Genomic DNA, 26919 nt, shown 5'->3' on the forward strand with positions numbered 1-26919 from the left:
GCTGTAGAAAATCGCCTATTTAGCGCGGAACCAAAGCTGAACCTGCGTGGGGCAAAAAGGATTCCTCATTGAGGTTGGATAAATCGTAATCACAGCAAAAATTGGTACTTATCCGCCCATTCCTTCTACAATGCCGTTGCCGCTACGCGGCAACTATCGGCACACCGCTAAATGGTGTGTTAAATACACAAGGAACACAGGAGTTAATATGAGTGTAGCCATCTGTCCCCATTGCGCTGCTGTCCAACGACAACCTGCTGAAGCGGGTAGTGTCGTGCAATGCGAGGCTTGTCATAAATCGTTCACCGTTGGCGAGTCCGTCAATCCAGCAGTGACTCAGCCCCCAGTATCCGCACCAGCCGCGCCAGTTAAGCACATACCGACCGGATACGGCGGCGGCATACTGATCGCCAAAATTGTTGCTGCCATGGGCTGGCTGTTTGCTGCAGCAGGTATCTTTATCATGCTTTCCAGCATTGGAGCCCGATATGGGACGGCAATGCTGGTCTTTTTCTATGGTGCAGGTACGCTGCTGGCTGGCATGATGACAGTGCTACTGGCGCAGACTTGCCAGGCGGTCATGCGTAATACGGATTACACCCGCACACTACTGGAACGCAATCAGAACCGCTAAAAAAGAGGCGCTAACAGGCGCCTTTTTTATGACCGTTCCGCCTTGGCGAGGATAGTCTGCGAGCGCATCATCAAGCTGTGATTAAACACAGCTTTATGCGTGGATAACTGTGGTTTTGCGCGTATAATCCCCACAGAAAACACAGACCCGGAGACATCATGGTCCATCTCATCCTCGTCTCGCACCATCCCGCACTCGCGCAAGCGCTGGCCGAACTCGCGGCGCAAGTGAGCGCCGATCCCGCCACCATTCACACCGCCGCCGGTATCGACGATGCCGATAACCCCATCGGCACCGACGCCGTGCGCATCATGAACGCCATCGACGCTGCCGATAACCCCGACGGCATCCTCATCCTCGTTGACCTCGGCAGCGCCATATTGAGCGCGCAGACGGCGCTGGATCTTGTTGATCCCGACGTGGCGGCGCGCTGCCGCATCGCTGCCGCGTCCTTCGTCGAAGGGGCGCTGAGTGCCGCCGTGGCAGCGGCGAGCGGGGCGGATTTGGCGACCGTCGCCCGCGAAGCCGAAGGCGCATTACTCGCCAAACAACTGGCGCTGGGCGTGACCACGCCCGTCCTCGCTACCGCCGCCGTTCCCGCAGGCGAAGCGGCGACCATTACCCTCACCAACCCGCACGGCCTGCACGCCCGCCCCGCCGCACGTCTTGTCGCCGCGCTGGCGCCCTTCGCGGCCAGCCTTACCCTCGTCAAAGACGGGCAAAGCGCCGATCCGCGCAGCCTGAACCAGCTCACCGCCCTGCAAGCACGGCAGGGCGACAGCCTCACCCTCTACGCCGATGGCGCCGACAGTGCCGCCGCACTTGCCGCCTTCCGCGACCTTGCCGCCGCCAACTTCGGCGATAGCACGACCGAGACGCTAAACCTGCCGACGGCGCCCATCAGCGCTGCCCTCTACCACGACCATCCGCCCGTCATTCCCGCCGACCTGCGCGCCGACCGCGCTGCCTTCACCGCTGCTGTGGACGCCTGGCGCGCCCACCTCGGCGACCTGCGCAAATACACCAGCGCCCGCTACGGCGACGACGTTGGCGACATCTTCGCCGCGCAACAACAACTGCTGGACGAACTCGCGGCCAACACCCTCGCCCGCGCGGAGAACGAAACCGTTGCCGCCTGGCGCGCCGAAACCGCTGCTGCCATTACGCAGTTCGCCGCCATCCGCGACCCCTACCTGCGCGCGCGCGTCCTCGATTTCGCCGACATCGCCGATGGCGTCCTCGCCGCCCTGGCGCACCTGCCCCCGCCCCCTTATCCCGAAGACAGCCCCTTCATCCTCGCCACCGCGCGCCTCTATCCCAGCGCTGCCGCCGTCCTGCCGGATAACTGCGTCGCCGTTATCCTTGACGAAGACGACAGCCACAGCCACAGCGCCATCCTCTGCCGCCATGCCGCGCGTCCGCTACTCTCCGGCATCGACACCAGCGTGCCAGACGGCACCGTGCTCACCCTCAACCCCCAACCCCAGGAACAGCCATGAAAAAACTCATCAACCGTGTGGACACCATCCTCGACGAACAACTGCAAGGCTTCGTCGCCGCCCACCCCGGCCTCACCCTGCACCGTGACCCCACCTACATCACTCGCGCAGACGCGCCCGTTGCCGGCAAAGTCGGCCTCATCTGCGGCGGCGGCAGCGGCCACGAACCCATGCACAGCGGCTACATCGGCGACGGCATGCTCGACGGCGCCGTGCCGGGCGAAATCTTCACCTCGCCCACGCCGGATCAAGTCCTCGCCTGCGCCGAAGCGGTGGATAGCGGGCGCGGCGTGCTGCTCATCATCAAAAACTACACCGGCGACGTCCTGAACTTCGAAACCGCTACCGAACTCCTGCACGACATGGGCCACCCCGTCGCCGTCGTCCTCACCGATGACGATGTGGCCGTCAAAGACAGCCTCTACACCGCCGGACGCCGTGGCGTCGCCGGCACCGTCCTCATCGAAAAACTGCTCGGTGTCGCTGCCCGCCGGGGCGATGACCTAGACAGCCTCGCTGCCCTTGGCCGCAAACTCAACAACCACTGCCACAGCATCGGCATCGCCCTCGGTGCCTGCACCGTGCCGGCAGCAGGCAAACCCTCCTTTACCCTCGCTGACAACGAAATCGAATACGGCGTCGGCATCCACGGCGAACCCGGTATCGAACGCCGTCCCTACACCGACCTCGATACCGTGGTCGGGCAAATGTTCGGCACCCTCATCGAACACGGCGCTTACAGCCGCCCCCTGCGCCAATGGAACCGCGACACCGCCAGCTGGGATGAAGAAACCGTCGCCAAAACCCCGCTGCAAGCGGGCGACCGCGTCATCGCCATGGTGAACAACCTCGGCAGCGTACCGCTCTCCGAATGCTACGGCGTCTATCACCGCCTGGCGCAAGCTTGCGCGGCGAACGGCATCACCATCGCGCGCAGCCTCGTTGGCAGTTACTGCACCTCGCTTGACATGCAGGGCGTCTCCATCACCCTGCTCGCCGTTGATGACGACACCCTCGCCCTCTACGACGCCCCGGTACACACCCCGGCGCTTAACTGGTAACAAAAAAATGGCCGGACAGTCACCCGCCTCGCGCAAACCCAGTTATTACCTCGCTTGGCGGCTGTCCGGAAAGCATAAGGAACCCCTATGAACAGCAGCCAATACCTCGCCTGGATCGAACAAAGCGCCGCCGCCCTCAGCGCCGCACAAGACGAACTCACTGCCCTCGACACCGCCATCGGCGACGGCGATCACGGCCTCAACATCCAGCGCGGCTTCCACAAAGCCGTCGAAAAACTGCACGGCCAAGAAGGACAAGACCTCGGCAGCCTCGCCAAAACCACCGGTATGACCCTGCTGTCCTCCGTCGGCGGCGCCAGTGGCCCGCTCTACGGCACCCTCTTTCTCAAAGCCGCACCCGCACTGAACGGCAAAACCGACCTCGACACCGCCACCCTCGCCCAAGCCATCGCCGATGGCGTCGCCGGCCTGGCCGCGCGCGGTCAGGCGGTAGTGGGCGACAAAACCATGATCGACGTGTGGCAGCCCGCCGCCGCCGCCCTGCAACAAGCGGCAGCAGACGGTGCAGATCTGGCAACGGCTAGCGCCAAAGCCGCCGCCGTCGCGCAGGAAGCGGCAGAAAGCACCATCCCGCTTGTCGCCAAAAAAGGCCGCGCCAGCTACCTCGGCGAACGCAGTGCTGGCCACAAAGACCCCGGCGCGGCATCGAGCGCCATCATCCTGCACGTGCTGGCCGAGGTGCTGGCCTGAAAGGCTACTGACGTGTTTTGCCAGCTACGGCCATAGATAGATGGATAACGCGGCGAATACTGCGCCGCCGCCTGCCCCAGCGGATGGAGCCATGTTTATCGTTTGCTTATGACGACTGGCGCAGGCGCAGGTTGACCGGGGCAAACAGCGCCGCCTGTTGCCATTCGAGTAATTGTGAGCGGTCGAGTTCGAGCATCGCCATCAGGCTGACCACAAAACCTTCACGTCCTTCGCCCGTACCGTAGAAAGCGGTGAGCGGCTGCCAGTCGGGGTGGTTCCTGAGACGCGCCTGCATGCTGTCCATGCGCTCGGCGAGCGAGTAACTTTCGTTTTCGACTTCGTGCGCGCGGCGCAGGTCGTGGCGCAGCCAGAGTTTGCGCAGCACATCGGCCAGTTTGTGCGCGTCCGCCGGTGGTTTGATAACGGGCTGCGCACCCGCCGGCGGCAGGTGGGCCGAGAGGGCCGTGCCGGCGCCGACGCGGGGCAGGGCGGCGAGGTTTTCTGCCGCTTTCCCGGTCTGGATGTAGGCCAGTATCTGTTCGGCGAGCCGGGCGCGCGGATCGGTTTCGGGTTCGTCGTCGTCGCTCTGTGGTGGGCGCGGCAGCATCATGCGCGCTTTGATTTCCGCCAGCGTCGCGGCCATCAGCAGGTATTCCGCCGCCAATACCATGTCCATTTCTTCCATCAGCTCGAGGTAGGCGAGGTATTGCTCGGTGATGAGGGTGACGGGGATATCAAGAATGTCGATGTTTTGCTTGCGGATGAGGTAGATGAGCAGATCAAGCGGGCCGCTGAAGGTATCGAGCAGGACGCGCAGGGCATCGGGCGGGATGTAAAGGTCTTGCGGCAGTTGGGTGACGGGTTCGCCGAAGAGGAGGACGGTCTGTTCCATGCGGCTGTGCTTATGCGGATTAATTACGGGGCGGCGTGGACGGCGCTGTCTGCCGCCGGCAGCGGAGCGGTATTTTTCGGAGCGAGCCACCAGTGCGGGTGGCCGTCAGGCGGGGGAACGGGCTGCTCTTCGCTGCTGATGTGTTCAAGCGAGCGGCTATCGGCGGCGAGCGCCCAGTCGCAGAGGCGTTGCGCGACGGCGAGGCGGGTTTTGGCAGCGATGTCGAGGGTGATGCTGCCGTCGCTGTTAGCAGGGCGCGCTTCGATGCAGGCGATGTCACCGCTTGCGCCGTCATCAAGCAGGGGTTGCAGCTCGGTAGCGTCGGTGCAGCGGACGCGCGCGGTGTAGGTGGGATACGGCGAGGGTTTCAGGCGGGCGAGTTCGCTGTATTCGGGGATTTCCATGCCGTTGTGCTGGCGGTAGCCGGTCGGCACGCTGTCGTGCAGGATGATGTCGCCAAAGCGGTGCCCGCTTGCGGGATGCGGCACGCCGAGCAGGCGGGCGCGCACGGGGTCGATGCGCCGCGCCAGCACGGTTTCGCTGGTTGCTGCCCAGGGGTGCAGACGGATGGCGGCGATGCCGTAGTTACCGCTGATGGGGCCGGTGCCCTCAGGGACGGCGATGCCGCAGGCGCGCCACAGGCGGCGCGCTTTTGCCCAGTCTTCCAGAGCGGTAGCGGCGATGCCCGCGTTCCAGTAGGGGGCGTCGTCGTGTTCGGCAGCGAGTGCGATGGCGCGCAGGTTGTGGGTGAGCGCGCCCGTCCAGTCGCTCCGGTATTTGCTGGCCAGCGCGTACATGTAGTGGTAGTGGCGGTTCTGCGGGGTTTCGCGAATGAGTTTGCTGAAGTAGCGCTGCGCAGCAGCAAGGTCGCCACGATCCATGGCAGCGTAGGCACGGGTGTAGAGGGGGTTGTCGGCGCGGGCTTGGGTCATGTCAGTTGTTTTGTTTTTGACGGTAGTTCCATTCGCTCAGGCTGATAAGGTAGGCCAGGATGAGGTAGCCATAGGCGAGTGGCAGTATGGTTTTATTACCGATTATACAGGTGTTCAGGTACAGGCAACTGCCGATAGTGAGGGTGATGGCGGCGGCAAGCAGGACATGGCACCAGAAGAAAGAGCGCATGGCGGGCGTTGTTGTGGTATAGACGGGGCGGTTGCGGCTGGGCAGCGACGGTAGCGGACGTTGCTGGATAACGGCGGTAACGGCAGCGGCGATTTCCCGGCAGGCGTGTTCGGGTGTTTGCAGATGGTTGGCGCTTATTGTGTAGTGGTTGCTGAGGCGGTCAGTGATGAGCAGGTCGTTTCGGGTGCCATGTCCGGATTTTATTTGCACTTTGATATGGGCAATATCCGCCCAGGGCAGGGTAAATAGCTCGTCGATGATGCCTCCGTCGTTGCTGGTGAGGCTGTGCAGGCCGGTGGCATCGATGGTGATTTGCGAGCGGGTACCGTCGTCGCGGTAGTTGGTGATGAGAAGGGGCAGGAGGATGGGTATCGGGAGGCAGAAAGCGAACAGGGCTTTGCCGAGTTGCACACCATGGCCATAGCGCAAGAGGCCGGGACCGAGGATGCAGAGCACCAGCAGGAGCAGCAGGAAGTTGATGCAGGACAAGAAGTTGGTGTTCTGCGTCTCGTACCAGGTGTAATCGAGGCCGGCGGGTGGGGCAGGCGGCAGGGGTGGTGCTTTACCGTTCAGATAATCGCTGGCGACGGCGATGATGTCGCCATAGTCCGCGTCGCTGATGTGGTGTGGGCCGTATTCCACCGTACCGCCGCGCCGCAGGGTGATGAGGAGGACATCGCCATCGTAGAGGACGCTGTCGAGTTCGCGCCAGCGCCACTGGAATCTGATGCGGCGGTCATCGTAGATGGTCATCCCCTGCGGGTCGCAGACGATAGTGGGCGCGCGCGGGTCGTAGTCTTCCGGGGTGTCATCATTACGTTTCTTGCGGGTTAAGTAGTTGTAGAGCGGCATGATGACGATGTGCAGCGTCAGCAGCAGGCAGATGCCAAAGTAGAAGCGCCATACGCCGCTGTCGCTTTGTATATAGAACCCGATGAAGATGGGGGGTAGGAAATAAATAAAAAACCAGGAGAGGAAGGAAAAGCCGTCGTCAGCGTCCCGGCTGTGGAGCGAGTAAGCGTGCCCGCCCCAGCCACGGGTACGCGGGTCGTCAAGGTCGGGGGCGAAGTCGGACATACGGGCTCCTGTGCTTATTGTGCCGGGCGGCGCTCACACCTCGCCATCTTCAAGCTGCATCCAGCGTTCCACCAGCGCATCAAGCTGCTGCTGCGCCGCTTCCAGCGCGGCAAAGCCCGCCTGTTGTGCTTCCTGCGGTTGCTGGTAAAAATCCGCTTCCTGCACGACGGCGGTGAGGCGGGCGACTTCGGCTTCCGCCGCCTCAATCTGCGCGGGCAGGGCTTCGAGTTCGCGCTGGTATTTGTAGGACAGCTTGTTGCCGCGCTTTTCGGCGGGCGGGGCGGCAGGGGCAGCGGGTTTTTCTGCTGTTTTCGCAGCGGGCGCAGCGGCCTCTTCCAGTTGGGCGATGTCGCCGCCCTGTTGCAGCCAGTCGCTGACGCCGCCGACGATTTGCTCGATTTTGCCTTTGTGACGGTTGAATACCCACAGGCGGGTGACGACGGCATCAAGGAAGGCGCGGTCGTGGCTGACCAGCAGCACTGTGCCGGGGTAGTCCGCCAGCACTTCTTCCAGCAGTTCCAGGGTTTCGATGTCAAGGTCGTTGGTCGGTTCGTCCAGCACGAGGACGTTTGCCGGCTGCGCGAAAAGACGCGCCAGCAGGAGGCGGGCTCGTTCGCCGCCGGAGAGCGCGCCGACCGGAGTACGCCAGCGTTCGGGTGGAAAGAGGAAATCTTGCAGGTAGGCGGCGATGTGCTTGCGCTGGCCGTTCGTTTCGATGTAGTCCCGCCCCGCGCCGACGCTGTCGCGCAGGGTTTCTTCAGGATCAAGCTGGGCGCGCAACTGGTCAAAGTAGGCAACTTCCAGTTTCGTGCCGTGTTTGAGACGGCCTGCCGTCGGCGGCAATTCGCCAAGGAGCAGGCGCAGCAGGGTGGTTTTGCCCGCGCCGTTCGCGCCGACCAGGCCGATTTTCTCGCCGCGCTCGATGATGTCGCTGAAATCCTGCACCAGCGGCGCGCCGCCTGCGTGGGCGAAGCTGATGTTTTCGGCGACGATCACCTGCCGCCCGCTGCGCTCGCCTGCGTCCAGTTGCAGATTTGCCTTGCCCTGCCGCTCGATGCGCGCGGCGCGTTCGGCGCGCATCGCTTTCAGCGCGCGCACGCGGCCTTCGTTGCGGGTGCGCCGCGCCTTGATGCCCTGACGTATCCAGATTTCTTCTTCGGCGAGTTTTTTGTCGAAACGCGCCTGTGCTTCGGCTTCGGCGTGTTGCGCTTCCTCGCGGGTGCGCAGGAAGCGGCGGTAGTCGCTTTTCACGTCGAGCAGGCGGCCACGATCCAGTTCCCAAATGCGGTTCGCGACTTTTTCGAGGAAGGCGCGGTCGTGGGTGACGAAAACGACAGCACCGGCAAAATTGTTGAGCAGGTTTTCCAGCCAGATGATGGCGCCCATATCGAGGTGGTTGGTCGGTTCGTCGAGCAGCAGCACGTCGGGACGGGCAACCAGCACCCGCGCCAGCCAGACGCGCCGCCGCCAGCCGCCGGACAAATCCGCCATCTGCGCCGCGCCGTCGAGGTCGAAGCGTTGCAGGATGCCGTCGATGCGGTTATCCAGCTGCCAGCCATCTGCCGCTGCTACCGCCGCTTCGAGGCGGGCGAGTTCATCGGCATCATGCGCGTCATGGGCGGCAAGCAGGGTTTGGTAACGCTCGACTAATGCAGCAGTTTCAGCCAGCCCGTCGCGCACGACTTCGCGCACCGTGCGCGCGTCCGCAGCGGGCGGGTCTTGCGGCAGATAGGCGATGCGCACGCCTTCGCTGATGCGCAGGCTGCCGTCATCCGGCATCTGCGCCCCGCGCAATACATTGAGCAGAGTGGATTTGCCCTCGCCGTTGCGACCCAGCAGGGCGACGCGCTCGCCGCTTTCCAGCGAGAAGTTGACGTGATCGAGCAAGGGCCGCCAGCCGAAGGCAAGCGAGAGGTCTTGGGCAGTGAGGAGGAGGGGCATGGGGGTTCCTTATTTATTTTCGGGGAGTTCGTCCAATAGGCTTCGTGCGATCTTGTTGCCCTGTGCGGCGGCCTTTTCCAACCATAACCGCGCTTTCTCCGGGTCAGCGGGAAGCCCTTCACCTTTCAGGTAGCTTCTGCCAAGCGTCGTTTGCGCCGCTATATCGTCCTGTGCAGCTGCTTTTTCCAGCCATTCCTGAGCTTTTTCAGGGTTGACGGCAAGCCCTTCACCTTTTAGGTAACTTCTACCAAGAAGGAATTGTGCACCAACATTGCCCTGCTCAGCGGATTTTTCCAGTGTGGGAATGACCCGCCGATACCATTCATCTGCTTTTGCCTGGTCCTTGCTGACACCGTAATAGCCTCCTGTATAAGCACTTGCCAAGTTTAATTGTGCTCCTATATCCCCTTGTGCAGCGGCCTTTTCCCACCATGTCAGCAGTCCTGCCGTATCTTCGTTTTCATCGTACAGAAAATGACCATAAGCGACCTGAGCAGACGGATACCCTTTTTCAGCGGCTTTTTGCAGCCACTGACCACTTTCCTTCTTGCTTTCTACAACATTGATGCCGTCGCGATACATGATGCCCAAAAGATATTGCGCTTCGGCATCTTGGCGGAGTGCGGCCTTGCGCAGATTTTCTTCTGCCTTGGCAAACCAGCGGCCGGATTCTGTATCGTGTTTCTCAACCCCCATGCCATTACGAAAGGCAACTCCCAATAAAAATTGGGCGTAACCATCACCGGCTTCCGCCGCTTTGTCGTAATGAGCAATAGCCTCAGCCATGTCGCGTTTACCGAGTTCGCCAGTGGCATACATCATGCCAATCTTGGCTTCGGCACGAGCGTTGCCCTGGTCAGCAAGAGTTTTATAAATCGCATAGGCCTCCTTGAAATCGGCGTTGCTGCGGGCGGCATCGGCTTTTTGCAGGGCGGCGGCAGTGGCAGCGGTGGCAGAGACTTCCGGCACGGCGGTATCGGCGGCAAGTGCCAGGTCGGCACCCAGTAATGCAGCGGCGAGGAAGAGGGAACGGATAGGCATGATGGACTCCTTGTGGGTGATGAAAAACGGGTGTGGTGTGCCGCTTAAATGATACCGTCGCGGACAGCGGCGTAGCGGGCGAAGCGGCATAGCAGGGCGGCGGCGTCGGGGGTGTCAGCGCGGACGGCGGCACGGATGGCATCCGGGTCGTGGCCGGCAGCGGTGATGGCGTCACGTTTGCCGTCAATATGGGCGCGGATGGCGGCAGCGTCAAATTCGGGGTGGAATTGTACGCCCCAGGCGTGGGCGCCGATGCGGTAGGCCTGATGCGGGTCGTGTTCGTTGGCAGCGAGGAGGGTTGCACCAGCGGGCAAGCGCAGCACGGATTGGTAATGGGTGACGTTGGCGGTGAAGTGCGTCGGCAGGGCGGCAAAGATGGGGTCATCGTCGCAGGCTGGCAGACGGGTGATGGTCGTGCTGCCGATTTCTAGGCCGCGCGGGTTGTCGCCGACTGCGCCGCCGCAGGCATCCGCCAGCAGTTGATGGCCGTAGCAAATGGCAAACACGGGCAGCCTGGCGGGAACGGCTTGTTGCAGCCAGACGCGGGTGGCTTCACTCCAAAGTTGGCGCTCCGGCACCATATGCGCCGAGCCGGTGAGGATGACACCGGCGGCGCTATCCAGTGCAGGCAGAGCCTCACCGCCGATGATGTCGAGCACGCGCATGGGGTGTTGCACCGGCGCGATGGTGCGCGCGATCCAGTCGCTGTACTCGCCGAGGCGGGCGATGATATCGGCTTTGGGGGCACCGAGTTTAAGGATAAGGAGTGGTTTCATACGGCTTCTTTCATATAGTTAACCATCTCAAAAATCGTAACGGCGTTGCGCTTTTTATCTATTCAACGACATATAAAAAACCCCCGTTAGACGGGGGTGGATTAGGCGGCGATAGGGTTGTGCTTATTGGGCAGCAGGTTGAGCTACTTCACGCTCAACGAGACCGTCAACCGTGACGTCTACACGACGGTTTTGTGCACGGCCTTCAGCGGTTTTGTTGGTGGCAACCGGGTTGCGTTCACCGTTACCGTAGGCTTCGATCAAAGACTGCGGTACGCCGTTTTCTACGAGGTAGTTAGCAACGGTGTTGGCACGACGCTCAGACAGTTTTTGGTTGTAGGCGTCAGAACCTTTGGAGTCGGTGTTACCAACGACGGTAATTTTCTGAATGTTCGCACCACGTTGGTTCAGATCGCCTGCGAGTTGTTGCAGGGCTTCTTTACCAGCCGGTTTCAGGTTGTACTTGTCGAAATCGAAGTAGGTATCGGCAGCCAAAGTAATGGTTTCGGTACGTTTTTCCATAACCGGAGGCGGAGCCGGCGGTGCTTCTTGTACGCCGCAACCAGTCAGGCCTTTGTTGGCATTGACGGTAACGCATTCGCCCCAACGGTTTTTGACCAGATCTCCACCAGCGGAAGTCAGGTCTTCATTTGCAGGCAGATCTGCAAATGCCGGAGCTGCACTAGCAGCAAGTACGGCAACTGCAATCAGTTTTTTAAGTTTCATATTTACTTCTCCCATAACAAAACTTGCAAGTTAATGTTAAGAACTTGTGGACGGCTGCCCGTCCAAGATTGACGGCACCCTTGCCCACGAACAGGCAAGAGGTACCCATCCGCGCGGCATGATACGAGTTTTGTTGCAAAAATGCAAAGATAAATGCGGTAAAAGCGACATGTTGGACAGCGTTTTGTTGTGCGAATGACACAAACTGGGGCGACCCCGCATTCATGTTAAAATATGCGCCGTTTGCCCCGTCGTGCGGGCGTTTTTACGCTACAAGGTAGAGAAATACATGAGCGAATTTGCCAAAGAAGTGTTGCCGGTCAATCTGGTGGATGAAATGCGCAGCTCCTATCTGGACTACGCGATGAGCGTCATCGTCGGGCGCGCCCTGCCGGATGCGCGCGACGGCCTGAAACCGGTGCACCGCCGCGTCCTCTTTTCCATGCACAAACAGGGCAACGCCTGGAACAAAAAATACGTCAAATCCGCGACTATCGTCGGTGACGTGATGGGGAAATACCACCCGCACGGCGACAGTGCCATCTACGACACCCTGGTGCGCATGGCGCAACCCTTCTCGCTGCGCTATCCGCTGGTGGATGGTCAGGGCAACTTCGGCTCGATGGACGGCGACCCGCCCGCCGCCTACCGCTACACCGAAGCGCGCATGGCAAAAATCGCGCACAGCCTGCTAACCGATATTGAAAAAGAAACCGTCGATTTCGCACCGAACTACGACGGTAGCCAGCAAGAACCCGTCGTCCTGCCCGCCCGCCTGCCGCATCTGCTGATAAACGGCAGCTCCGGTATCGCTGTCGGCATGGCGACCAACATTCCGCCGCACCACCTCGGCGAAACCCTCGACGCCTGCCTTTACCTGCTTGACCACCCCGAAGCCGACACCGCTGCGCTGATGCGCTACATCCCCGGTCCCGACTTCCCCACCGGGGCGCTCATCAACGGCGCGCGCGGCATCCGCGAGGCCTACGAAACCGGCCGTGGCCGCATTTACATCCGCGCCAAAACCCACATTGAGACCGACGAGCACAGTGGTAAACAGACCATCGTCGTGGACGAACTACCCTACCAGGTCAACAAGGCCAACCTGCTGGGCAAAATTGCCGAACTCGTCAAAGAAAAGAAAATCGACGGCATCACTGCGCTGCGCGACGAATCGGACAAAGACGGCATCCGCATGGTGATCGAACTGCGCCGGGGCGAAGTCGCCGAAGTCATCCTTAACAACCTCTTCCAGCTTACCCAGCTGCAAATCGTCTTCGGCATCAACATGATGGCGCTGGTTGGTGGCCAACCACGCTTGCTCTCGCTCAAAGAAGCGCTGCAAGTCTTCCTGGCGCACCGTCGCGAAGTCGTCACCCGCCGCACCATCTACGAACTGCGCAAAGCCCGCGAACGTGCCCACATCCTCGAAGGCCTGTCCATCGCCCTTGCCAACATTGACGAAGTCATCGAACTTATCAAACAATCCAGCGGCCCTAGCGAGGCGAAAGAAGCCCTGCTTGGCAAAAGCTGGGCGGCAGGGCAAGTCGTGGACATGCTCGCCCGCGCTGGCGCTGAAAACTCACGCCCCGAAGGCCTTGCCAAACAATACGGCCTGCATAATGGCCGCTACCACCTCTCACCCGAACAGGCACAAGCCATCCTTGACCTGCGCCTGCACCGCCTGACCGGCCTCGAACAAGAAAAAATCCTCGACGAATACCAGCAAATCATCCACGAAATCGAAGGCCTGCTCGACATCCTGCAAATCCCCGAACGCCTGCTTGAAGTCATCAAAGAAGAACTGCGCGACATCAAAAACCAATACAACGACGTGCGCCGCACCCAAATCCTCGACACCCATCTCAACCTCTCGCTCGAAGACCTCATCGCCGAAGAAGACCGCGTCATCACCCTCTCGCATGAAGGCTACATCAAAGCGCAGCCGCTCTCGGACTATGAAGCACAAAAACGCGGCGGCAAAGGCAAATCGGCGACCGCCGTCAAAGACGAAGACTTCGTCGAACAACTCATCATCGCCAACACCCACGACACCATGCTCTGCTTCACCAACCGGGGCAAAGTGTACTGGCTGAAAGTGTACGAACTGCCGCAAGCGGGGCGTAACGCCAAAGGCAAACCCATCGTCAACCTGCTGCCCTTCGAGCCGGGCGAGCGCCTGAACGCCGTGCTCACCACCCGCGAATACCCCGAAGACCGCTACCTCATCTTCGCCACCAAAAGCGGCACCGTCAAAAAAACCCCGCTGTCCGACTACTCACGCCCGCGCAGCATCGGCATCATCGCCATCAACCTTCGTGAAGACGACGAACTCGTGGACGTCGCCCTCACCGATGGCAGCCGCGACATCATGCTCTTTTCCGACGCCGGCAAAGCCGTGCGCTTCCCCGAAACGAGCGTGCGCAGCATGGGGCGCGACGCGACCGGCGTGCGCGGCATGAACCTTGACGACGGCCAGCGCGTCATCGCCCTCTGCGTTGTCGCCGACAATGGAGACATCCTCACCGTCACCGAAAACGGCTACGGCAAACGCACCCCGATCGCCGACTACCCGCAAAAAGGACGCGGCACCAAAGGCGTCATCTCCATCGCGTGCAGCGAACGCAACGGCCGCGCCGTCAGCGCCCTGCAAGTCCAGGAAGACGAACACATCATGCTTGTCACCGATAACGGCACCCTGGTCCGCACCCGCGTTGCCGAAATCAGCACCAGCGGCCGCAACACCCAGGGCGTGCGCCTCATCCGCACCAGCGACAGCGAAAAACTGATTGCCGTCGCGCAAATCGTCGCCGACAGCGAAGACGATAGCGGCGAGCCCGTCAATACGGACGATAACGCGGAATAAACAAGGCGGGCGCAAGCCCGCCTTATTCATATGCAAAACAAGAAAATACGGCCATAAAAGCCCCGTTATTGTCCCATTGGGAGAAGACTTTTGTGTGCTAAATTCCAGTTTAGATGGCTGTCAAGCGGGATAAACGCTGGCCCCACCAAGCGGGATAAAATCCACGTTCCGTCTTCACTTACCACAGCAGCACCTCACCGGGAAACGCCATGACACCATTCCAACAGCAATACACGGAGCTTGCCGCCCGCTTCCGCAAGCAGCCGAATCAACATAATCATGCCGCTATTGGCGCGTTATACGACTTGAAAGCCGCATTGGAACGGGCAGAAGCAACACGGGAAACCGCCGATCTCCTCACGTCGGTGAACAGCCTGCTCTGCCTGCACGCATCCGCCCTGCAAACGTTTGCGCCTTTTGCCGATACAGGCGAGCGCAAAGACATCATCCGCCTGCACAAACTGCGTGATCAGGCCGCATGGAAAGGCGACAGATTTGCCCTGAAAAACATCCGTACTTTGCGGGCGACGCTACCGCCCATTCATCTCAGTCCTGCCGATATCACGCCTGATGGTGAAGGTGGCTATTGCCTGCGATGCGGCGTTGTCATCCTCAACAAAACAGTGGCCGATGGTAGCAATATCCGCATCACGCTGGCGGACGGCGCAATAGACGATTACGCCCCCCGTATTATCGCCATCCTCGAAACATTGGCGCAGTATCCCGCCGCCGCACTTATCGACTACTACAATCGTGAATGCAGCGCCTATGTCGAACGCGATGCCGATCAAGATTGGTTCGACACGCTGGAAATCTATTCCGTCAGCATCCACGGTCGCGACGGCGTGTTGTACAGCAACATCAACAGCGGCGACACTTATTTTCTTGATGCTTATCTCACCATTCAGTTTGAGGACGATAAGCTCCGCACCATGCGCTTTGGTATGACATGAATGCCACAAATCCTTTGTTTTTCCGGCACGCGCCAAGCGTGCGTGAATACTGGCCCCACCAGGCGGCGTTGTTACTGGGCTCGCAGGTGGTGTAAATGCGGGTTTTTGAGATTTTTGTTGGAGACGTTGCAGGCAACGTCTCTACATTGTTCTTCTGCCGTGGTGTGTGCTATCCCCATAGCTGCCAAGCGGCGTATAGTTAAACATCTAAAAAATCGTAACGGCGTTGCGCCGCCTTGCCGTACTACCTGTACTGTCTGCAGCGGCGCGCCTTGTTACGCTTTTTTATCTATTCAACTATAAACACTGGGTTCTCGGATGCTCACCAAGCGAATCATCCATACCCAGCCCACAAAAAAAGCCGAACCCGCAGGTTCGGCTTTTTCGTAACAGCGATGCTGTTTAGAAGACGCCCATACCGGAGAGGGCTTGCCACCAGGCGAAGCCGACGGTGACGTGGATGAGCAGGCTGCCGAAGCCGACCACAGCGCCGACGATCCACCAGGATTTGGTGTCGTGGTAGCCGGCGCCGAAGATGACCGGAGCCGGGCCAGAGCCGTAGTGGGTAAGCGCGCCGCCGTAGGAGTTGGAGAAGAGCAGGCCGAGAGCGAGCAGGGTTGGTGAGGCGCCTGCCGCCATACCGACGGCGGAGAATACCGGCACCATCGCTGCCACATAGGCACCACCGGAGGCGAAGAGGTAACGTACACCGACGCTGACGGCAAGAATGGCGATGGTGGCGACGGTGGCGTGTCCTTCCCCGAAGTTCATCACTTGCTTGAGCGTTTCAGACAGCCAGGTGAAGAAGTGTGCCTTGTCGAGCACGGAGGAGAGACCGAGGATGCCGCCGTACCAGATGAAGGTGTTCCAGGCGCCTTTGTTTTTCAACAGGTCTTCCCAGTTGATGACAGCGAGGATGACGAGCAGCGCCATGACGGAGATGGCAATGGTTGAGGAAGATACGTGCAGTTGGTCGGAGAAAATCCAGGCAAGGACGGCGACAACGAAGAGACCGAGCAGGGTTTTTTCCTGTTTGCTGATCGGGCCGATTTCTTCCAGGCCTTTTTTGGCGATGGCGGCGTTATCGACTTTTTTCAGTTCCGGCGGGTAGAGGACGTACACGACCAGCGGGGTAAGCAGCAGGCAGAGCAGGCCCGGCACGCTCGCGGCGAGGAACCATTGCGGCCAGTTGAAGGTGATGCCGGTGATCGGTTTCATCAGTTCAAGGGCAACGGCGTTCGGCGCCATCGCGGTCAGGAACATGTAACCGGTGGTTTTCACGATCATGTAGGTGTTGAGCAGCAGGTAATGGCCGGCTTTGCGCGGGCTTTTTTCCGGATCAGAACCCAGCGAGACGGTGACGGAGTTCATGATCGGGAACATGATGCCGCCAGCGCGTGCGGTGGTGGAAGGCATCGCCGGCGAGAGCAGCAGGTCAAGGCAGGCGTTGACGTAGCCAAGACGCAGGGTGGTGCCGCCGAAGGCACGGATCATCAGGTAGGCGATGCGTTTGCCAAGGCCGGTGGTGACGAAGGCGGTGCTCATCGCGAAGGCGGCGAAGACCAGCCAGGTGGTACCGGATTTGTAGCCATTCAATACGTCGTTTTCTTTGAGAGCTAGTTTGGTGCCGTCTGCCAGTGTCTCGGCGGGCGTCGTGCCGACAACGATGGAAGCCAGCGCCACACCGGCAAGCAGGACGATCGGCAGCGGGAAGGGCTTGAACATGATGGCAAGGATGGTGCCGACATATACGCCGAAGAGGTGCCAGCCGAGGATGGGCAGGCCTTCCGGTGCAGGGAAGAGGTAGGTCAGGATGGGACACGCCAGGATGATAGCGTAGTGGATGAGTTTTTTGGTATTCATGCGGTACCTTTCTGGTTATGCATTAGAGGGACGGCGGGGATGCCGTTGGGGTTGTCCGCCGTGTGAGCGGCGGGTCTTGCTTCTTTGGTGGGAAGCGAAGTCGGGAAATGGCGGCTGAAGTAGGCGGTGAGCGCCAAAAGGTCGGCACTGCCGCCGGCGCTCAGGCGGCGCGCAGTGCAGTCGTAATCGTAGGCGGCGATGGCGGCGCTGAGGCGGTTCTCGTCCATGAGGGTGGTTTCATCTGCAAGCAGCCGTTTGGCCCATTCCTGGTGGGTGCGCAGGCCGTCCAGGCCGACGCGGGCAATGGTGGTGGTGTCGTCGTTTGCGGCGTAGAGGGTGACGAGGGCGGCAAGCAGGGCGTGGCGTTCGCTGCCGCTGGCGCTGAGGATGCGTTGGTAAGCGGGCAGGGCGTGGGCGGTGATGAGGCGGTAGCCGTCTGCCGCTGCGCCGCGCGCGCCGGTGATGTGGTGTTGGCGGTAAGCGCGTTGTCCGGCGCTGTCGCCTGTACCCTGTTCGGCGGCAAGGTTGGCGCTGATGGCGCGGATGTCAGCCAGCGTTTGCGCGAGGGTGGCGCTGCCGCTCGCTGCGAGATTTTTGCCGAGGGCGGCGGCGGTAAGGCCGAAAGCAAAGATGGCGCCCTTGTGGGTATTAACGCCGCCGGTTGCGGCCAGCATGGCGGCTTCGGCCTGGATGCCGATGGGACGGATGGCAGCGAGGATGGCGGGGCTGGCGGCATCAGCGGCGAAGGTCATGCCGCGCGCGGCGCAGGCGGCGAGGTAGGGGGCGATGGCGTCGGCACTGGCGAGGAAGTGGGCGAGGGTCATGTCGTGATGGCCACCGTTGCTGCTGGCGTCCACCAGTCCCGCTTTCGGGGTCAGCGTCGCTTCGGTGATGAGCGCTTGACGCATGGCCGCGCCGATGTGCTCGGCCTGCTGGTGCAGGTGGTAGCGGCGGGCGATGTCGGCGTTGAGGTCGTCGATGCTATGGCGGCGGGCGCGGGCGCAGGTTTTGGCGTCGTCGTCGCAGAGGAGGCAGCGGCGCGGTGGTAGGCCGCAATCGGCGCGGCTGATGGGGCGGCCATTGGCGGCGATGATGTCGATGTCCCACAGGCGGGCGAGCGGTGAGGCCGCTTCCAGCGCGAGCATGGCGCGTTTCCACTCGTGCGCGTCGCCGTCCACACGGTAGAGGGCGTGATGGCCGCAGTCGTCAATGTGGATGTTGACTGCTTGCGGGGTGGGGATGGTGTTTTCGACCGCTTGTTGCGCCGCCTGGAAGACGGCATCCAGCAGCGGGCTGCGTTTGACGGCACCCGGCGCAGCAAGGGTGAGCGAGATGAGGACGCCGCCTGCGGCCTGCATCATCTGCTGCCGCGCGGCACGGGCATCGCGCGCGGCGAGGATGTCATCCAGCGCAACCGCCCGGCCTTCGTAGCTGGGTAGTGGGGGCAGGGTGGCGGTATAGGTGGCGGTCATAGGGGCGGTGGTTGTTTTTTCTTGGGGCGGGAAGCCCCGTGTTGCCTCGCTTGGCGAATGCTGCGGTTTTTTCCACCCCGGTCTTTCCCCGCTTGTGGGGGATGGGACGGTTCGGGGCAGGTATGGCCGGTCTGGGTTGGGTTATATGGATATTTGCGTGGTTGTCTCGCTTGGCGGGATCAGGCGACGTTCCAGGCCATGGCTTCTATTTTGTGGCCGTCCAGGTCGCGGACGAAGCAGCCGTAGTATTCGGGGCCATAGTGTGGACGGCCACCCGGTGCGCCATCGTCCGTCGCGCCGGCGGCGATAGCGGCGGCGTAGAAGGCGTCCACTTGCGCGGGGTTTTCCGCCAGGAAGGCGACATGGGTGCCGTTGGCGGTTTGCGCGGGCTGGCCGTTGATCGGGCTTTGTATCCAGAATTCGGGATAGGCGCGGCCATAGGCGATGGCGTTGTGCTCGCTGAGATCCATGGTGCGTTTGATGCCGAGGGTGGCCAGCACTTTGTCGTAGAAGGCGGCGGCTGCGGCGAAGTTATTGGTGCCAAGCGAGACGTGGGACAGGGCGCTTTGTAATTCAGTCATGGTGTTTCCTTTATGCGGTGATGAAGTAGAGTTGTTGGCCATTTTCGATACGGCGGGCAAGTGCGCAGAGGTTTTCGATGATGGACAACAGGTCTGCGGCATCGCAGTCCAGTTCTTCGCTGGCCGCCCATGCTGCGGCGCAGCGGGCGATATCGGCGGCATTCAGCCTCGCGAAGATGCGGGTGTAGCGCTCGGGGATGGGGTAGATGTCGGCGTTGTCGTCGTCGGTATCATCCAGTGGCAGTAATTCGTGTGCGTCGAAGTCAAAGGTTTCTGTGGCAGCAATGGCAAGCAGGGTGCTGATATCGAGGTCGGTGATGCCGCCAAAGTCGTAATGTGGGCTGTTTTCCGCTTCGCGGTAAGCGCGGACAGTGGCAGGGGTGGCAAGGATGAGGCGGTTGGCGATGCTCAAGGGGTCTTCCGGTTGTTGTTTTTGTATTGCTTTGCAGCGGGGATAGCTCTGTTGGCGAGCAATGGTTATCTCCCTTCGCCGCTTCGCACGCTTCCCCCCGCTTGCGGGGGGAAGATGTGTGCGGAAATGCCTCAGTCAGCGACTTGATAGACGGTGTCGATGACGCTGCCGTCGCGGTAGCGCACGACGGCAACCGGTTTGTCGGTAAAGCGGATTTTTTCCGGTTTGCCGGTCAGCGCGATGGCGCGTTCGTGCAAGGCTTCGATGGTGGTCAGCTCGACTCCGGCCTCGCGCAGGCGTTTGGCCAGTTGCGGGCGACGCGGGTTGACGGCAACGCCGTGGTCGGTGATGAGCACGTCGATGTGTTCGCCGGGGGTGATGCAAGTGATGACTTCATCTACCACGGTTGGGATACGGCCACGCACCAGCGGGGCGACGATGATAGCGAGGCGGGCATTGGCAGCGGTATCGCAGTGGCCGCCGGATGCGCCGCGCAGGACGCCGTCCGAGCCGGTGAGGACGTTGACGTTGAAGCCGGTGTCGATTTCGAGCGCGCTCAGGACGACGATGTCGAGTTGTTCGACGGAAGCGCCTTTTGAGCTGTAATTGGCGTACTGGTTGGCGCTGATTTCGATGTGGTTCGGGTTACGCGCCAGCGATTTGGCGGCGTCGGCATCGAAGCTCTGCACGTCGAGTAGTTTTTTGATGAGGCCTTTTTCGTGCAGGGCGACCATGGTTGCGGTGATGCCGCCGAGGCCGAAGGCAGCGGTGATGTTGTCGCGGCGCATTTTGTCTTCAAGGAAGCGGGTCACGGCCAGCGAGGCGCCGCCGGTGCCGGTTTGCAGCGAGAAACCGTCGTAGAAGTAGCCGGATTTGGCGATGACGTCGGCGCAGTGGCGGGCGATAAGCAGTTCGCGCGGGTTGGTGGTCATGCGGGTGGCGTCTGCGCCGATTTTGGCCGGATCGCCGACGGCATCGACTTGCACGATGTAGTCCACCTGGTCTTGCGCGATGCTGTGCGGTGCGGTTGGGAAGTCTTCGATGGCTTCGGTCAAGAGGACGACTTTGTCGGCGTATTCGGCGTCGGTCATGGCGTAGCCGAGCGAGCCGCAGACGCTTTGTCCGTGCTGGCCGTTGGCGTTGCCGAAGTGGTCGCAGACGGGGACGCCGAGGAAGGCAACGTCAATATGCAGTTCGCCGCTTTTCACGAGGTGGACACGACCACCGTGCGAGTGGATTTGCACGGGTTCTTTGAGGATGCCCGCCGAGATGGCGTCGGCGAGTTTGCCGCGCAGGCCGGAGGAGTAGAGTTTGCTGACCACGCCGTTTTTGATGTGCTCAACCAGGGGTGCATGTACGCCGGTGAGCGAGCTGGAAGCGACGGTGAGGTTTTTGAAGCCCATTTTGGCGAGGATGTCCATCACCATGTTGACGGTGTAGTCGCCGCCCCGGAAGCCGTGGTGGAAGGAGACGGTCATGCCGTCTTTGAGGCCACAGGCGCGCACGGCGTCTTCGATGCTAGCCAAGAGTTTGCGCGGGGCGCGTTCGCCGAAGGTGACTTTTTTCTCACTGGCGGCGAAGGGTTTGAGGCCGGCTGCCACAGCGAGGCCGCCTTTGACGCGTTGTTCTCTGTTCATATTCGTTTATTCCTCTCTGATGCCGGATGCGGCTGCGCGTTGCAGAACCAGTTTGGCGCGTTCGATGATGGGCGTATCCACCATTTTGCCGTTGAGCGAGACAACGCCGGAACCGTTGCGTTCGGCTTCTTCGGCAGCGGCGATGACGCGCGTAGCGTGATCGACTTCTTTCTGCGTCGGCGCGAACAGGTTGTGGATAAGGGTGATCTGGTTCGGGTTGATAAGCGATTTGCCGTCGAAACCAAGCTGCTTGATGAGCGCGGCCTCGCGCAGAAAGCCTTCTTCGTTGCGCGCGTCGGAATAGACGGTGTCGAACGCCATCAGGCCGTTGGCTCGGGCGGCGTGCAGGATGCTGCTGCGGGCAAAGAGCAGCTCAATGCCGTCCGGCGAACGCTCTGTTTTCATGTTGCGCACATAGTCTTCCGCGCCAAGCGCGATACCCATCAGGCGTGGCGAGGCTTTGGCGATGTCGTTCACCGCGAGGATGCCCTGCGCGGATTCAATCGCGGCGAGCAGTTGCGTACTGCCGACTTCGCGACCGCAAGCCTTTTCAATCTCGGTGATAGCCTTGTCCATATCGACGATGTCCTGGGCGCTGTCGGTCTTCGGCAGACGGACGATGTCGGTACCGGCGCGCACGACGGCGTTCAAATCCAGCAGGCCAAATTCGGAAGCAAGCGGGTTGACGCGTACCACGGTTTCCATCTCGCGGTAGAGCGGGTGTTGCAGGGCATGGGCGACCAACATCCGCGCGGTGTCCTTCTCGGCCAGCGCCACGGAATCTTCCAGGTCAAACATGATGGAATCGGGTTTGTAAATAAAGGTGTTGCTGATCATGCCCGCATTCGAGCCGGGGACGAACAGCATGCTGCGGCGAAGTTTCATAATACTTTCCCCCAATCGACAGGTTCATCGGTAGCGCGCAGCAGTGCCGCTTTCAGACGGGCACGCAGGACGCAATCCAGCGCGCCGCGATCATCCAGACGCAGGGCGACCGCATCCACGCCGAGCTGTTTCAACACATCATCCACCGTGGCGCGGATTTGCGCGTCGAACTGCTTGCCGACACTGCTGGTCAGATCCAGCGACACGCCGCCACCGGATGGCGCGACATAAACCATCACGTCGCTGGACTCGACCGTCCCGGCGACACTCTCTTTCGTGATTCGCATACAAATCTCCTCGTTGGACAGGAAAGCAGGCGGGGCATACCCCACCAAGTATGGGGCATCTTAGAGAAATTAAAAAATGATGACAATCTTGTTTTTTTTGCAATTTTTACGGCACCGTTGCAAAGTTTTCATCACCACAACACCTCTTTCTAAGTCTTGGAATACGTTACCATAATCACGATTTTGCGAGGTCAACCACCGTTTGTCGGCAGGGATGCGACAAAATCATCATCTATTCATCTTTTCAGGAGTATGCAAAATGCAGAAAAAACTCGTCCTTTCCGTTCTTATCGCCAGTCTGCTCACCGCTTGTGGTGGCAGCAGCGACAACAGCAACAGCAACCCGCAAATTACACCGCCGCCGCCGAGTGACAATAACAATACGCCGCAGCAGCCGGGCGACAACCAGCAACAGCCGAACAATCCGCAAAACCCACAGCAGCCGGGTAATCCGCAAAACCCGCCGCAACAACCGGAGCCTGTCAAAAGCCTGACTGCCGACTATAGTACCGACACGGATTACGACTGGGATGATGACGTTTACAAGGGCTATGACACCTTTACCCTGACAGTTGGCGGCAAAACCCTGGTAAAAGAAGTACGAGGCGAGAAAAAACAGACCTTTGACCTTACCGCCGTACCGCTGAACACGCAGAACATTCAAACGCTCACTGCGGAAAACAAATACACCGGTAGCAACAATGCCGAATACAAATCGGATGTGACCCTGCGCTCCTATCGCGGCTTCTATGCCGGTGCTCTTGCCTACGGGAAAGACAGCAGAGCCAATCCGCTGGATGATGATTACACCCCCTTCTACTCACCGACAGTAACACTACCTAACAGCGGTACGGCCATCTATGCAGGCAAAGTTTTCAATGATCGTGAAGCCAATGACGCTGATCTCACCTACACCATCCATTTCGGGCAGAAAAAAGGTTCCGGTACGGTCGCAGCGGCGAATGGTCGCCCGGAACTGACCTTGCAGGAAAAGGCGATCACTCAGTTTGCCAGTCCTTTTGGCAAGACGCATGGGGTTGATGATGGTGACGTGAGAAACGCTGATGGCAAGATCACCGGCTCCTATAACCTTTATATTGCCGGACCGAATGCGGAAGAAATTGTCGGCGACCTCAATTATGGGCCCTCTGGCAATAAGCACGAAACCGAACAAGTCTTCTACGGCAAACGCGGTGACATCACTCCCTGATGATTGCTTCCCACGGCCAAGAAAAAACCGGCGTTCGCGCCGGTTTTTTATTATCGCCGGGTGGGGACGGGAAGCCGTTGCGGTTATCACCGCCGCACTTTTCCTTATTGGCATTTCTGCCGGGGGCAGTGTAAGGTTTTGCCCCTTCTTTTCTTGCGGAGGTTTTGATGGATATCGCTGGTCGCCTGCGGCGCTGGTCTGTTCAGGGGCTGCTGCTTTTGGCGGTGGCGGATGTCGCCTGGCTGCTGTGGCGCAACACGGCGGCGAATATGGCAGCACACGGCATGTCGCTCAGTTTTGCGTTTCTCGACAACCCCGCCGGTTTTGCCGTCAGCCAGCATTTGCTGCCTTATCAGGAAAGCGACAGTTATGCCCGTGTGTTTGTCGTCGGGCTGCTGAACACGCTGCTGGTGTCGGCGCTTGCGATTGTCGCCGCCACCATCCTCGGCACGGTCGTCGGTGTGCTGCGCGTGTCGCGTAACTGGCTGATGCGCCAACTCGCCGCTGTGTATGTCGAGCTGTTCCGCAATGTGCCGCTACTGTTGCAGCTTTTTTTCTGGTACTTCGCCGTGCTCGCCGTCCTGCCCGCGCCGCGCGCCAGCACACTGCGCTGGGGCTGCGAGGAAGCGGGCTGTCTCGCTGCGCTCAGTAATCGCGGCCTCGTCCTCGCCGCACCGCTGTGGCAGGCAGCGCTGCAATGGGCGGTTGCCGCCTTTGTGAGCGGCGTCATTGCCGCCTTTCTGCTGCGCGCCTGGAACCGTCGCCGTCAACGGCGAAGCGGGCAGGTGCTGCGCCTGTGGTGGGCGTATGCGCTGCTTGTCGTCGTGTTGCCGCTTGCGGTGTTTTTCACGCTGGTCGAGCCGGCGCAGGTTAGCCGCCCGCTATTGCAGGGTTTTAACTTTCGCGGCGGTCTGACGCTGCTGCCGGAGCTGCTGGCGCTGTGGCTGGCGCTATCGCTGTATAGCGCCTCGTATGTGGCGGAATATGTGCGCAGTGGTATCGCCTCGGTACCGCGCGGGCAGTATGAGGCGGCGGAGTCGCTCGGTCTGCCGCCGGCGCGGGTGATGCGCCTCGTTGTGCTGCCGCAGGCGCTGCGGGTAATGGTGCCGCCGCTGACCAGCCAGTTTGCCAATGTGGTGAAAAATTCGTCGCTGGCAACCGCGATTGCTTACCCCGACCTGGTCTCAGTCTTTACCGGCACGGCGCTCAATCAGACGGGGCGCGCGGTCGAGATTATTGTGATGACGATGGCGGTTTATCTCGTCATCAGTCTGGTGATTTCTTTATTGATGAACGGCTATAACCGCCGTGTCCGCCTGGTGGAACGATGAGTGATTTTTCTTATTTGCCCGACCGCGCCCCGCCCGCGTCCGAATTTGGCCTGTGGTGCTGGCTGCGCCGTAACCTGTTCGCCTCGCCGCTGCACGTCTGCCTGACCCTGCTGGCGCTGTATCTGCTTTACCGCATCCTGCCGCCGCTCTTTCTCTGGGCGGTGTGGCATGCCGATTTTCGCGGCACGACCGCTGCCGATTGCGCCTCCGGCGGTGCTTGCTGGGTCTTCATCAAAATGCGCCTGGCGCAATTCCTCTACGGCTTTTACCCCGAAGCGGAACGCTGGCGGGTGTGGCTGCTTTTCCTCGGCATCGTCCCCGCCACCTTCGCCGCATTGTGGTTTGGGCGCGGGCGGATGCGGCTGTGGACACTGGCCTTCACCCTCTTCATCCTGCCGCCGCTATCGTGGTTCCTGCTGCGCGGTGGCATCCTCGGTCTGCCGCTGGTGCGCAGCAACCAATGGGGCGGGATGATGCTGACCTTCGTCGTCGCCTCTGCCGGGCTGGTCTTCGCCCTGCCGCTTGGCATCCTGCTTGCGCTGGGGCGCACCTCGCGCCTGCCAGTGCTGCGCCTCTGCTGCACTGTTTTCATCGAACTGTGGCGCGGTGTGCCGCTTATTACCGTCCTCTTCATGGCGAACGTCATGCTGCCGCTCTTCCTGCCGCCGCATATCCACGTCGATAACCTCCTGCGCGCGCTGATAGGCGTGGCGCTGTTCGCCTCGGCCTACATGGCGGAAGTGGTGCGCGGCGGCTTGCAGGCCATCCCGCGCGGCCAGTACGAAGCGGCGGACAGCCTCGGCCTCGGCTACATCGCGAAAATGCGCCTCGTCATCCTGCCGCAGGCGCTGGTAACCGTTATCCCCGGTATCACCAACACCTTCGTCGGCCTCTTCAAAGACACCACCCTGGTCTCCATCATCGGCCTCTTTGACTTCCTCGGCATCGTCCACTCGGCGGGGCAAGATCCCGCCTGGCTCGGCCACGGCATGGAAGGCTACGCCTTCTGCGCCCTCGTTTACTTCCTGCTCTGCTACGGCATGAGCCACACCAGCTACCGCATCGAACGCCACTTCACCCCGGAACGCCCATGACAGACGCCATCAACATCCACCACCTCAACAAGTGGTACGGCAAATACCACGCCCTGAAAAACATCGACCTGAACGTGAAAAAAGGCGAGCGCCTCGTCATCTGCGGCCCGTCCGGTTCGGGCAAATCGACGCTGATCCGCTGCATCAACCGCCTGGAAAACTATCAAGAAGGCGAAATCTGCCTGGACGGCGAACTCCTCACCGGTAGCGCCAAACAGACGCGCGATCTCAGGCGCAAAGTCGGCATGGTCTTCCAGCAGTTCAACCTCTTCCCGCACCTCACCATCCTCGACAACCTCACCCTCGGCCCGATCTGGGTGAACAAACAGCCGCGCGCCCAGGCGGAAGCGACGGCGCGGCAATACCTGGAACGCGTCGGTATCCGCGAACAGGCGGACAAATACCCCGGCCAACTCTCCGGCGGACAACAACAACGCGTCGCCATCGCCCGTGCCCTATGCATGGACTGCGAAGTGCTGCTCTTCGACGAACCGACCTCGGCGCTCGACCCGGAAATGATCAAAGAAGTGCTGGACGTGATGATCGAACTCGCAGAAAACAGCCGCATCACCATGCTGGTGGTCACGCACGAAATGGGCTTCGCGCGCACCGTCGCCGACCGCATCGTCTTCATGGACAAAGGGGAAATCCTCGAAACCGCGCCGCCGGAAGCATTTTTCACCAACGCCCGCCACCCGCGCGCGCAGGAGTTTCTCAGTCAAATACTGCAACAGCCGGGGTAGGGGGATGGGTGGATGATGGAAGCAGGATTTTCGCTGCTTGGCGGGTTCCCAATAGTAGGAATTATTAAGGCTAGTTATGCTGGCTAATATTTGAAATTTATCTTA

The 26919-nt window shown here is 60.7% G+C and carries 24 protein-coding genes; 10 read left to right on the forward strand and 14 right to left on the reverse strand.

Translation table 11 applies throughout. From position 1 onward, the window contains the following. The first annotated feature begins 208 nt into the window (after positions 1–208). The 4 genes from LG374_RS08380 (at position 209) to dhaL (ending at position 3905) form a co-directional block, all read left to right on the forward strand. Positions 209–634, forward strand: coding sequence for a hypothetical protein (locus LG374_RS08380; RefSeq protein WP_225757267.1), 426 nt, complete (start codon positions 209–211; stop codon positions 632–634). 158 nt (positions 635–792) lie between these two features. Continuing rightward, a complete protein-coding gene (gene dhaM, locus LG374_RS08385) occupies positions 793–2133 on the forward strand; it encodes a dihydroxyacetone kinase phosphoryl donor subunit DhaM (protein WP_225757268.1) in 1341 nt (446 codons plus the stop codon). Next, entirely contained in the window at positions 2130–3194 is a 1065-nt protein-coding gene (gene dhaK / locus LG374_RS08390; protein ID WP_225757269.1) for a dihydroxyacetone kinase subunit DhaK, read from the forward strand. The genes dhaM and dhaK overlap by 4 nt, the downstream gene beginning before the upstream one ends. 87 nt (positions 3195–3281) lie before the next feature. After that, entirely contained in the window at positions 3282–3905 is a 624-nt protein-coding gene (gene dhaL, locus LG374_RS08395) for a dihydroxyacetone kinase subunit DhaL (RefSeq protein ID WP_225757270.1), read from the forward strand. Positions 3906–4011: 106 nt separating this feature from the next. On the opposite strand, the gene LG374_RS08400 is transcribed toward dhaL, so the two are convergent. The 7 genes from LG374_RS08400 to LG374_RS08430 all read right to left on the reverse strand — a co-directional run bounded on the left by LG374_RS08400 (position 4012) and on the right by LG374_RS08430 (position 11480). Beyond that, the gene (locus LG374_RS08400; protein ID WP_225757271.1) at positions 4012–4797 is read right to left on the reverse strand and encodes a ScpA family protein; all 786 of its coding nucleotides are present in this window, start codon (positions 4795–4797) and stop codon (positions 4012–4014) included. A gap of 23 nt (positions 4798–4820) precedes the next feature. Continuing rightward, complete coding sequence (locus LG374_RS08405) at positions 4821–5729, reverse strand: hypothetical protein (protein ID WP_225757272.1); 909 nt, start codon at positions 5727–5729, stop codon at positions 4821–4823. Between the two features lies 1 nt (position 5730). After that, positions 5731–6996: a hypothetical protein gene (locus LG374_RS08410; RefSeq protein WP_225757273.1), complete on the reverse strand. Its 1266-nt coding sequence runs from the start codon at positions 6994–6996 to the stop codon at positions 5731–5733. A 33-nt stretch (positions 6997–7029) separates the two neighbouring features. After that, positions 7030–8937 carry an ATP-binding cassette domain-containing protein gene (locus LG374_RS08415; RefSeq protein ID WP_225757274.1) on the reverse strand — a complete coding sequence of 636 codons (1908 nt, stop codon included), beginning with the start codon at positions 8935–8937 and terminating at the stop codon, positions 7030–7032. A 9-nt stretch (positions 8938–8946) separates the two neighbouring features. After that, positions 8947–9978, reverse strand: coding sequence for a tetratricopeptide repeat protein (locus tag LG374_RS08420; RefSeq protein ID WP_225757275.1), 1032 nt, complete (start codon positions 9976–9978; stop codon positions 8947–8949). A gap of 44 nt (positions 9979–10022) precedes the next feature. Then, the gene (locus LG374_RS08425; RefSeq protein WP_225757276.1) at positions 10023–10754 is read right to left on the reverse strand and encodes a glutamine amidotransferase; all 732 of its coding nucleotides are present in this window, start codon (positions 10752–10754) and stop codon (positions 10023–10025) included. 123 nt (positions 10755–10877) lie between these two features. Continuing rightward, positions 10878–11480 carry an OmpA family protein gene (locus LG374_RS08430; RefSeq protein WP_225757277.1) on the reverse strand — a complete coding sequence of 201 codons (603 nt, stop codon included), beginning with the start codon at positions 11478–11480 and terminating at the stop codon, positions 10878–10880. A 289-nt stretch (positions 11481–11769) separates the two neighbouring features. Here LG374_RS08430 and gyrA point away from each other — a divergent pair, with 289 nt between their 5' ends. Further along, positions 11770–14346, forward strand: a complete 2577-nt coding sequence (gene gyrA, locus LG374_RS08435) for a DNA gyrase subunit A (RefSeq protein ID WP_225757278.1) — start codon at positions 11770–11772, stop codon at positions 14344–14346. 209 nt (positions 14347–14555) lie between these two features. Continuing rightward, positions 14556–15299, forward strand: coding sequence for a hypothetical protein (locus tag LG374_RS08440; protein ID WP_225757279.1), 744 nt, complete (start codon positions 14556–14558; stop codon positions 15297–15299). Positions 15300–15701: 402 nt separating this feature from the next. Here LG374_RS08440 and LG374_RS08445 read toward each other — a convergent pair whose 3' ends face one another. From LG374_RS08445 to citD, 7 genes are all read right to left on the reverse strand, one after another. Then, a complete protein-coding gene (locus tag LG374_RS08445) occupies positions 15702–17162 on the reverse strand; it encodes an anion permease (protein ID WP_225757280.1) in 1461 nt (486 codons plus the stop codon). Then, entirely contained in the window at positions 17159–18634 is a 1476-nt protein-coding gene (gene citX / locus LG374_RS08450) for a citrate lyase holo-[acyl-carrier protein] synthase (protein WP_225757281.1), read from the reverse strand. The genes LG374_RS08445 and citX overlap by 4 nt, the downstream gene beginning before the upstream one ends. 179 nt (positions 18635–18813) lie before the next feature. Continuing rightward, positions 18814–19215 (reverse strand): VOC family protein, encoded by a 402-nt coding sequence (locus LG374_RS08455; RefSeq protein WP_006986998.1) that lies wholly within the window; start codon positions 19213–19215, stop codon positions 18814–18816. A 10-nt stretch (positions 19216–19225) separates the two neighbouring features. Then, positions 19226–19627, reverse strand: a complete 402-nt coding sequence (locus tag LG374_RS08460; RefSeq protein WP_225757282.1) for a hypothetical protein — start codon at positions 19625–19627, stop codon at positions 19226–19228. A gap of 131 nt (positions 19628–19758) precedes the next feature. After that, on the reverse strand, positions 19759–21264 hold the full coding sequence (gene citF / locus LG374_RS08465; RefSeq protein ID WP_225757283.1) for a citrate lyase subunit alpha: 1506 nt from the start codon (positions 21262–21264) through the stop codon (positions 19759–19761). A gap of 6 nt (positions 21265–21270) precedes the next feature. After that, positions 21271–22149: a citrate (pro-3S)-lyase subunit beta gene (citE, locus tag LG374_RS08470; RefSeq protein ID WP_006986995.1), complete on the reverse strand. Its 879-nt coding sequence runs from the start codon at positions 22147–22149 to the stop codon at positions 21271–21273. Beyond that, positions 22146–22436, reverse strand: a complete 291-nt coding sequence (gene citD / locus LG374_RS08475) for a citrate lyase acyl carrier protein (RefSeq protein ID WP_225757284.1) — start codon at positions 22434–22436, stop codon at positions 22146–22148. Before citD ends, citE begins: the two co-directional genes overlap by 4 nt. Positions 22437–22695: 259 nt before the next feature. On the opposite strand from citD, the gene LG374_RS08480 reads away from it, so the two are divergent. The 4 genes from LG374_RS08480 to LG374_RS08495 all read left to right on the forward strand — a co-directional run bounded on the left by LG374_RS08480 (position 22696) and on the right by LG374_RS08495 (position 26814). Next, positions 22696–23646 (forward strand): factor H binding family protein, encoded by a 951-nt coding sequence (locus LG374_RS08480; protein ID WP_225757285.1) that lies wholly within the window; start codon positions 22696–22698, stop codon positions 23644–23646. 167 nt (positions 23647–23813) lie between these two features. Further along, positions 23814–24977 (forward strand): amino acid ABC transporter permease, encoded by a 1164-nt coding sequence (locus LG374_RS08485; RefSeq protein ID WP_225757286.1) that lies wholly within the window; start codon positions 23814–23816, stop codon positions 24975–24977. After that, complete coding sequence (locus LG374_RS08490; protein WP_225757287.1) at positions 24974–26071, forward strand: amino acid ABC transporter permease; 1098 nt, start codon at positions 24974–24976, stop codon at positions 26069–26071. Before LG374_RS08485 ends, LG374_RS08490 begins: the two co-directional genes overlap by 4 nt. Further along, positions 26068–26814, forward strand: a complete 747-nt coding sequence (locus tag LG374_RS08495; RefSeq protein WP_225757288.1) for an amino acid ABC transporter ATP-binding protein — start codon at positions 26068–26070, stop codon at positions 26812–26814. The genes LG374_RS08490 and LG374_RS08495 overlap by 4 nt, the downstream gene beginning before the upstream one ends. Positions 26815–26919 lie beyond the last annotated feature (105 nt).

This window comes from Cardiobacterium sp. Marseille-Q4385 (assembly GCF_916618745.1).
Lineage (GTDB): Bacteria > Pseudomonadota > Gammaproteobacteria > Cardiobacteriales > Cardiobacteriaceae > Cardiobacterium.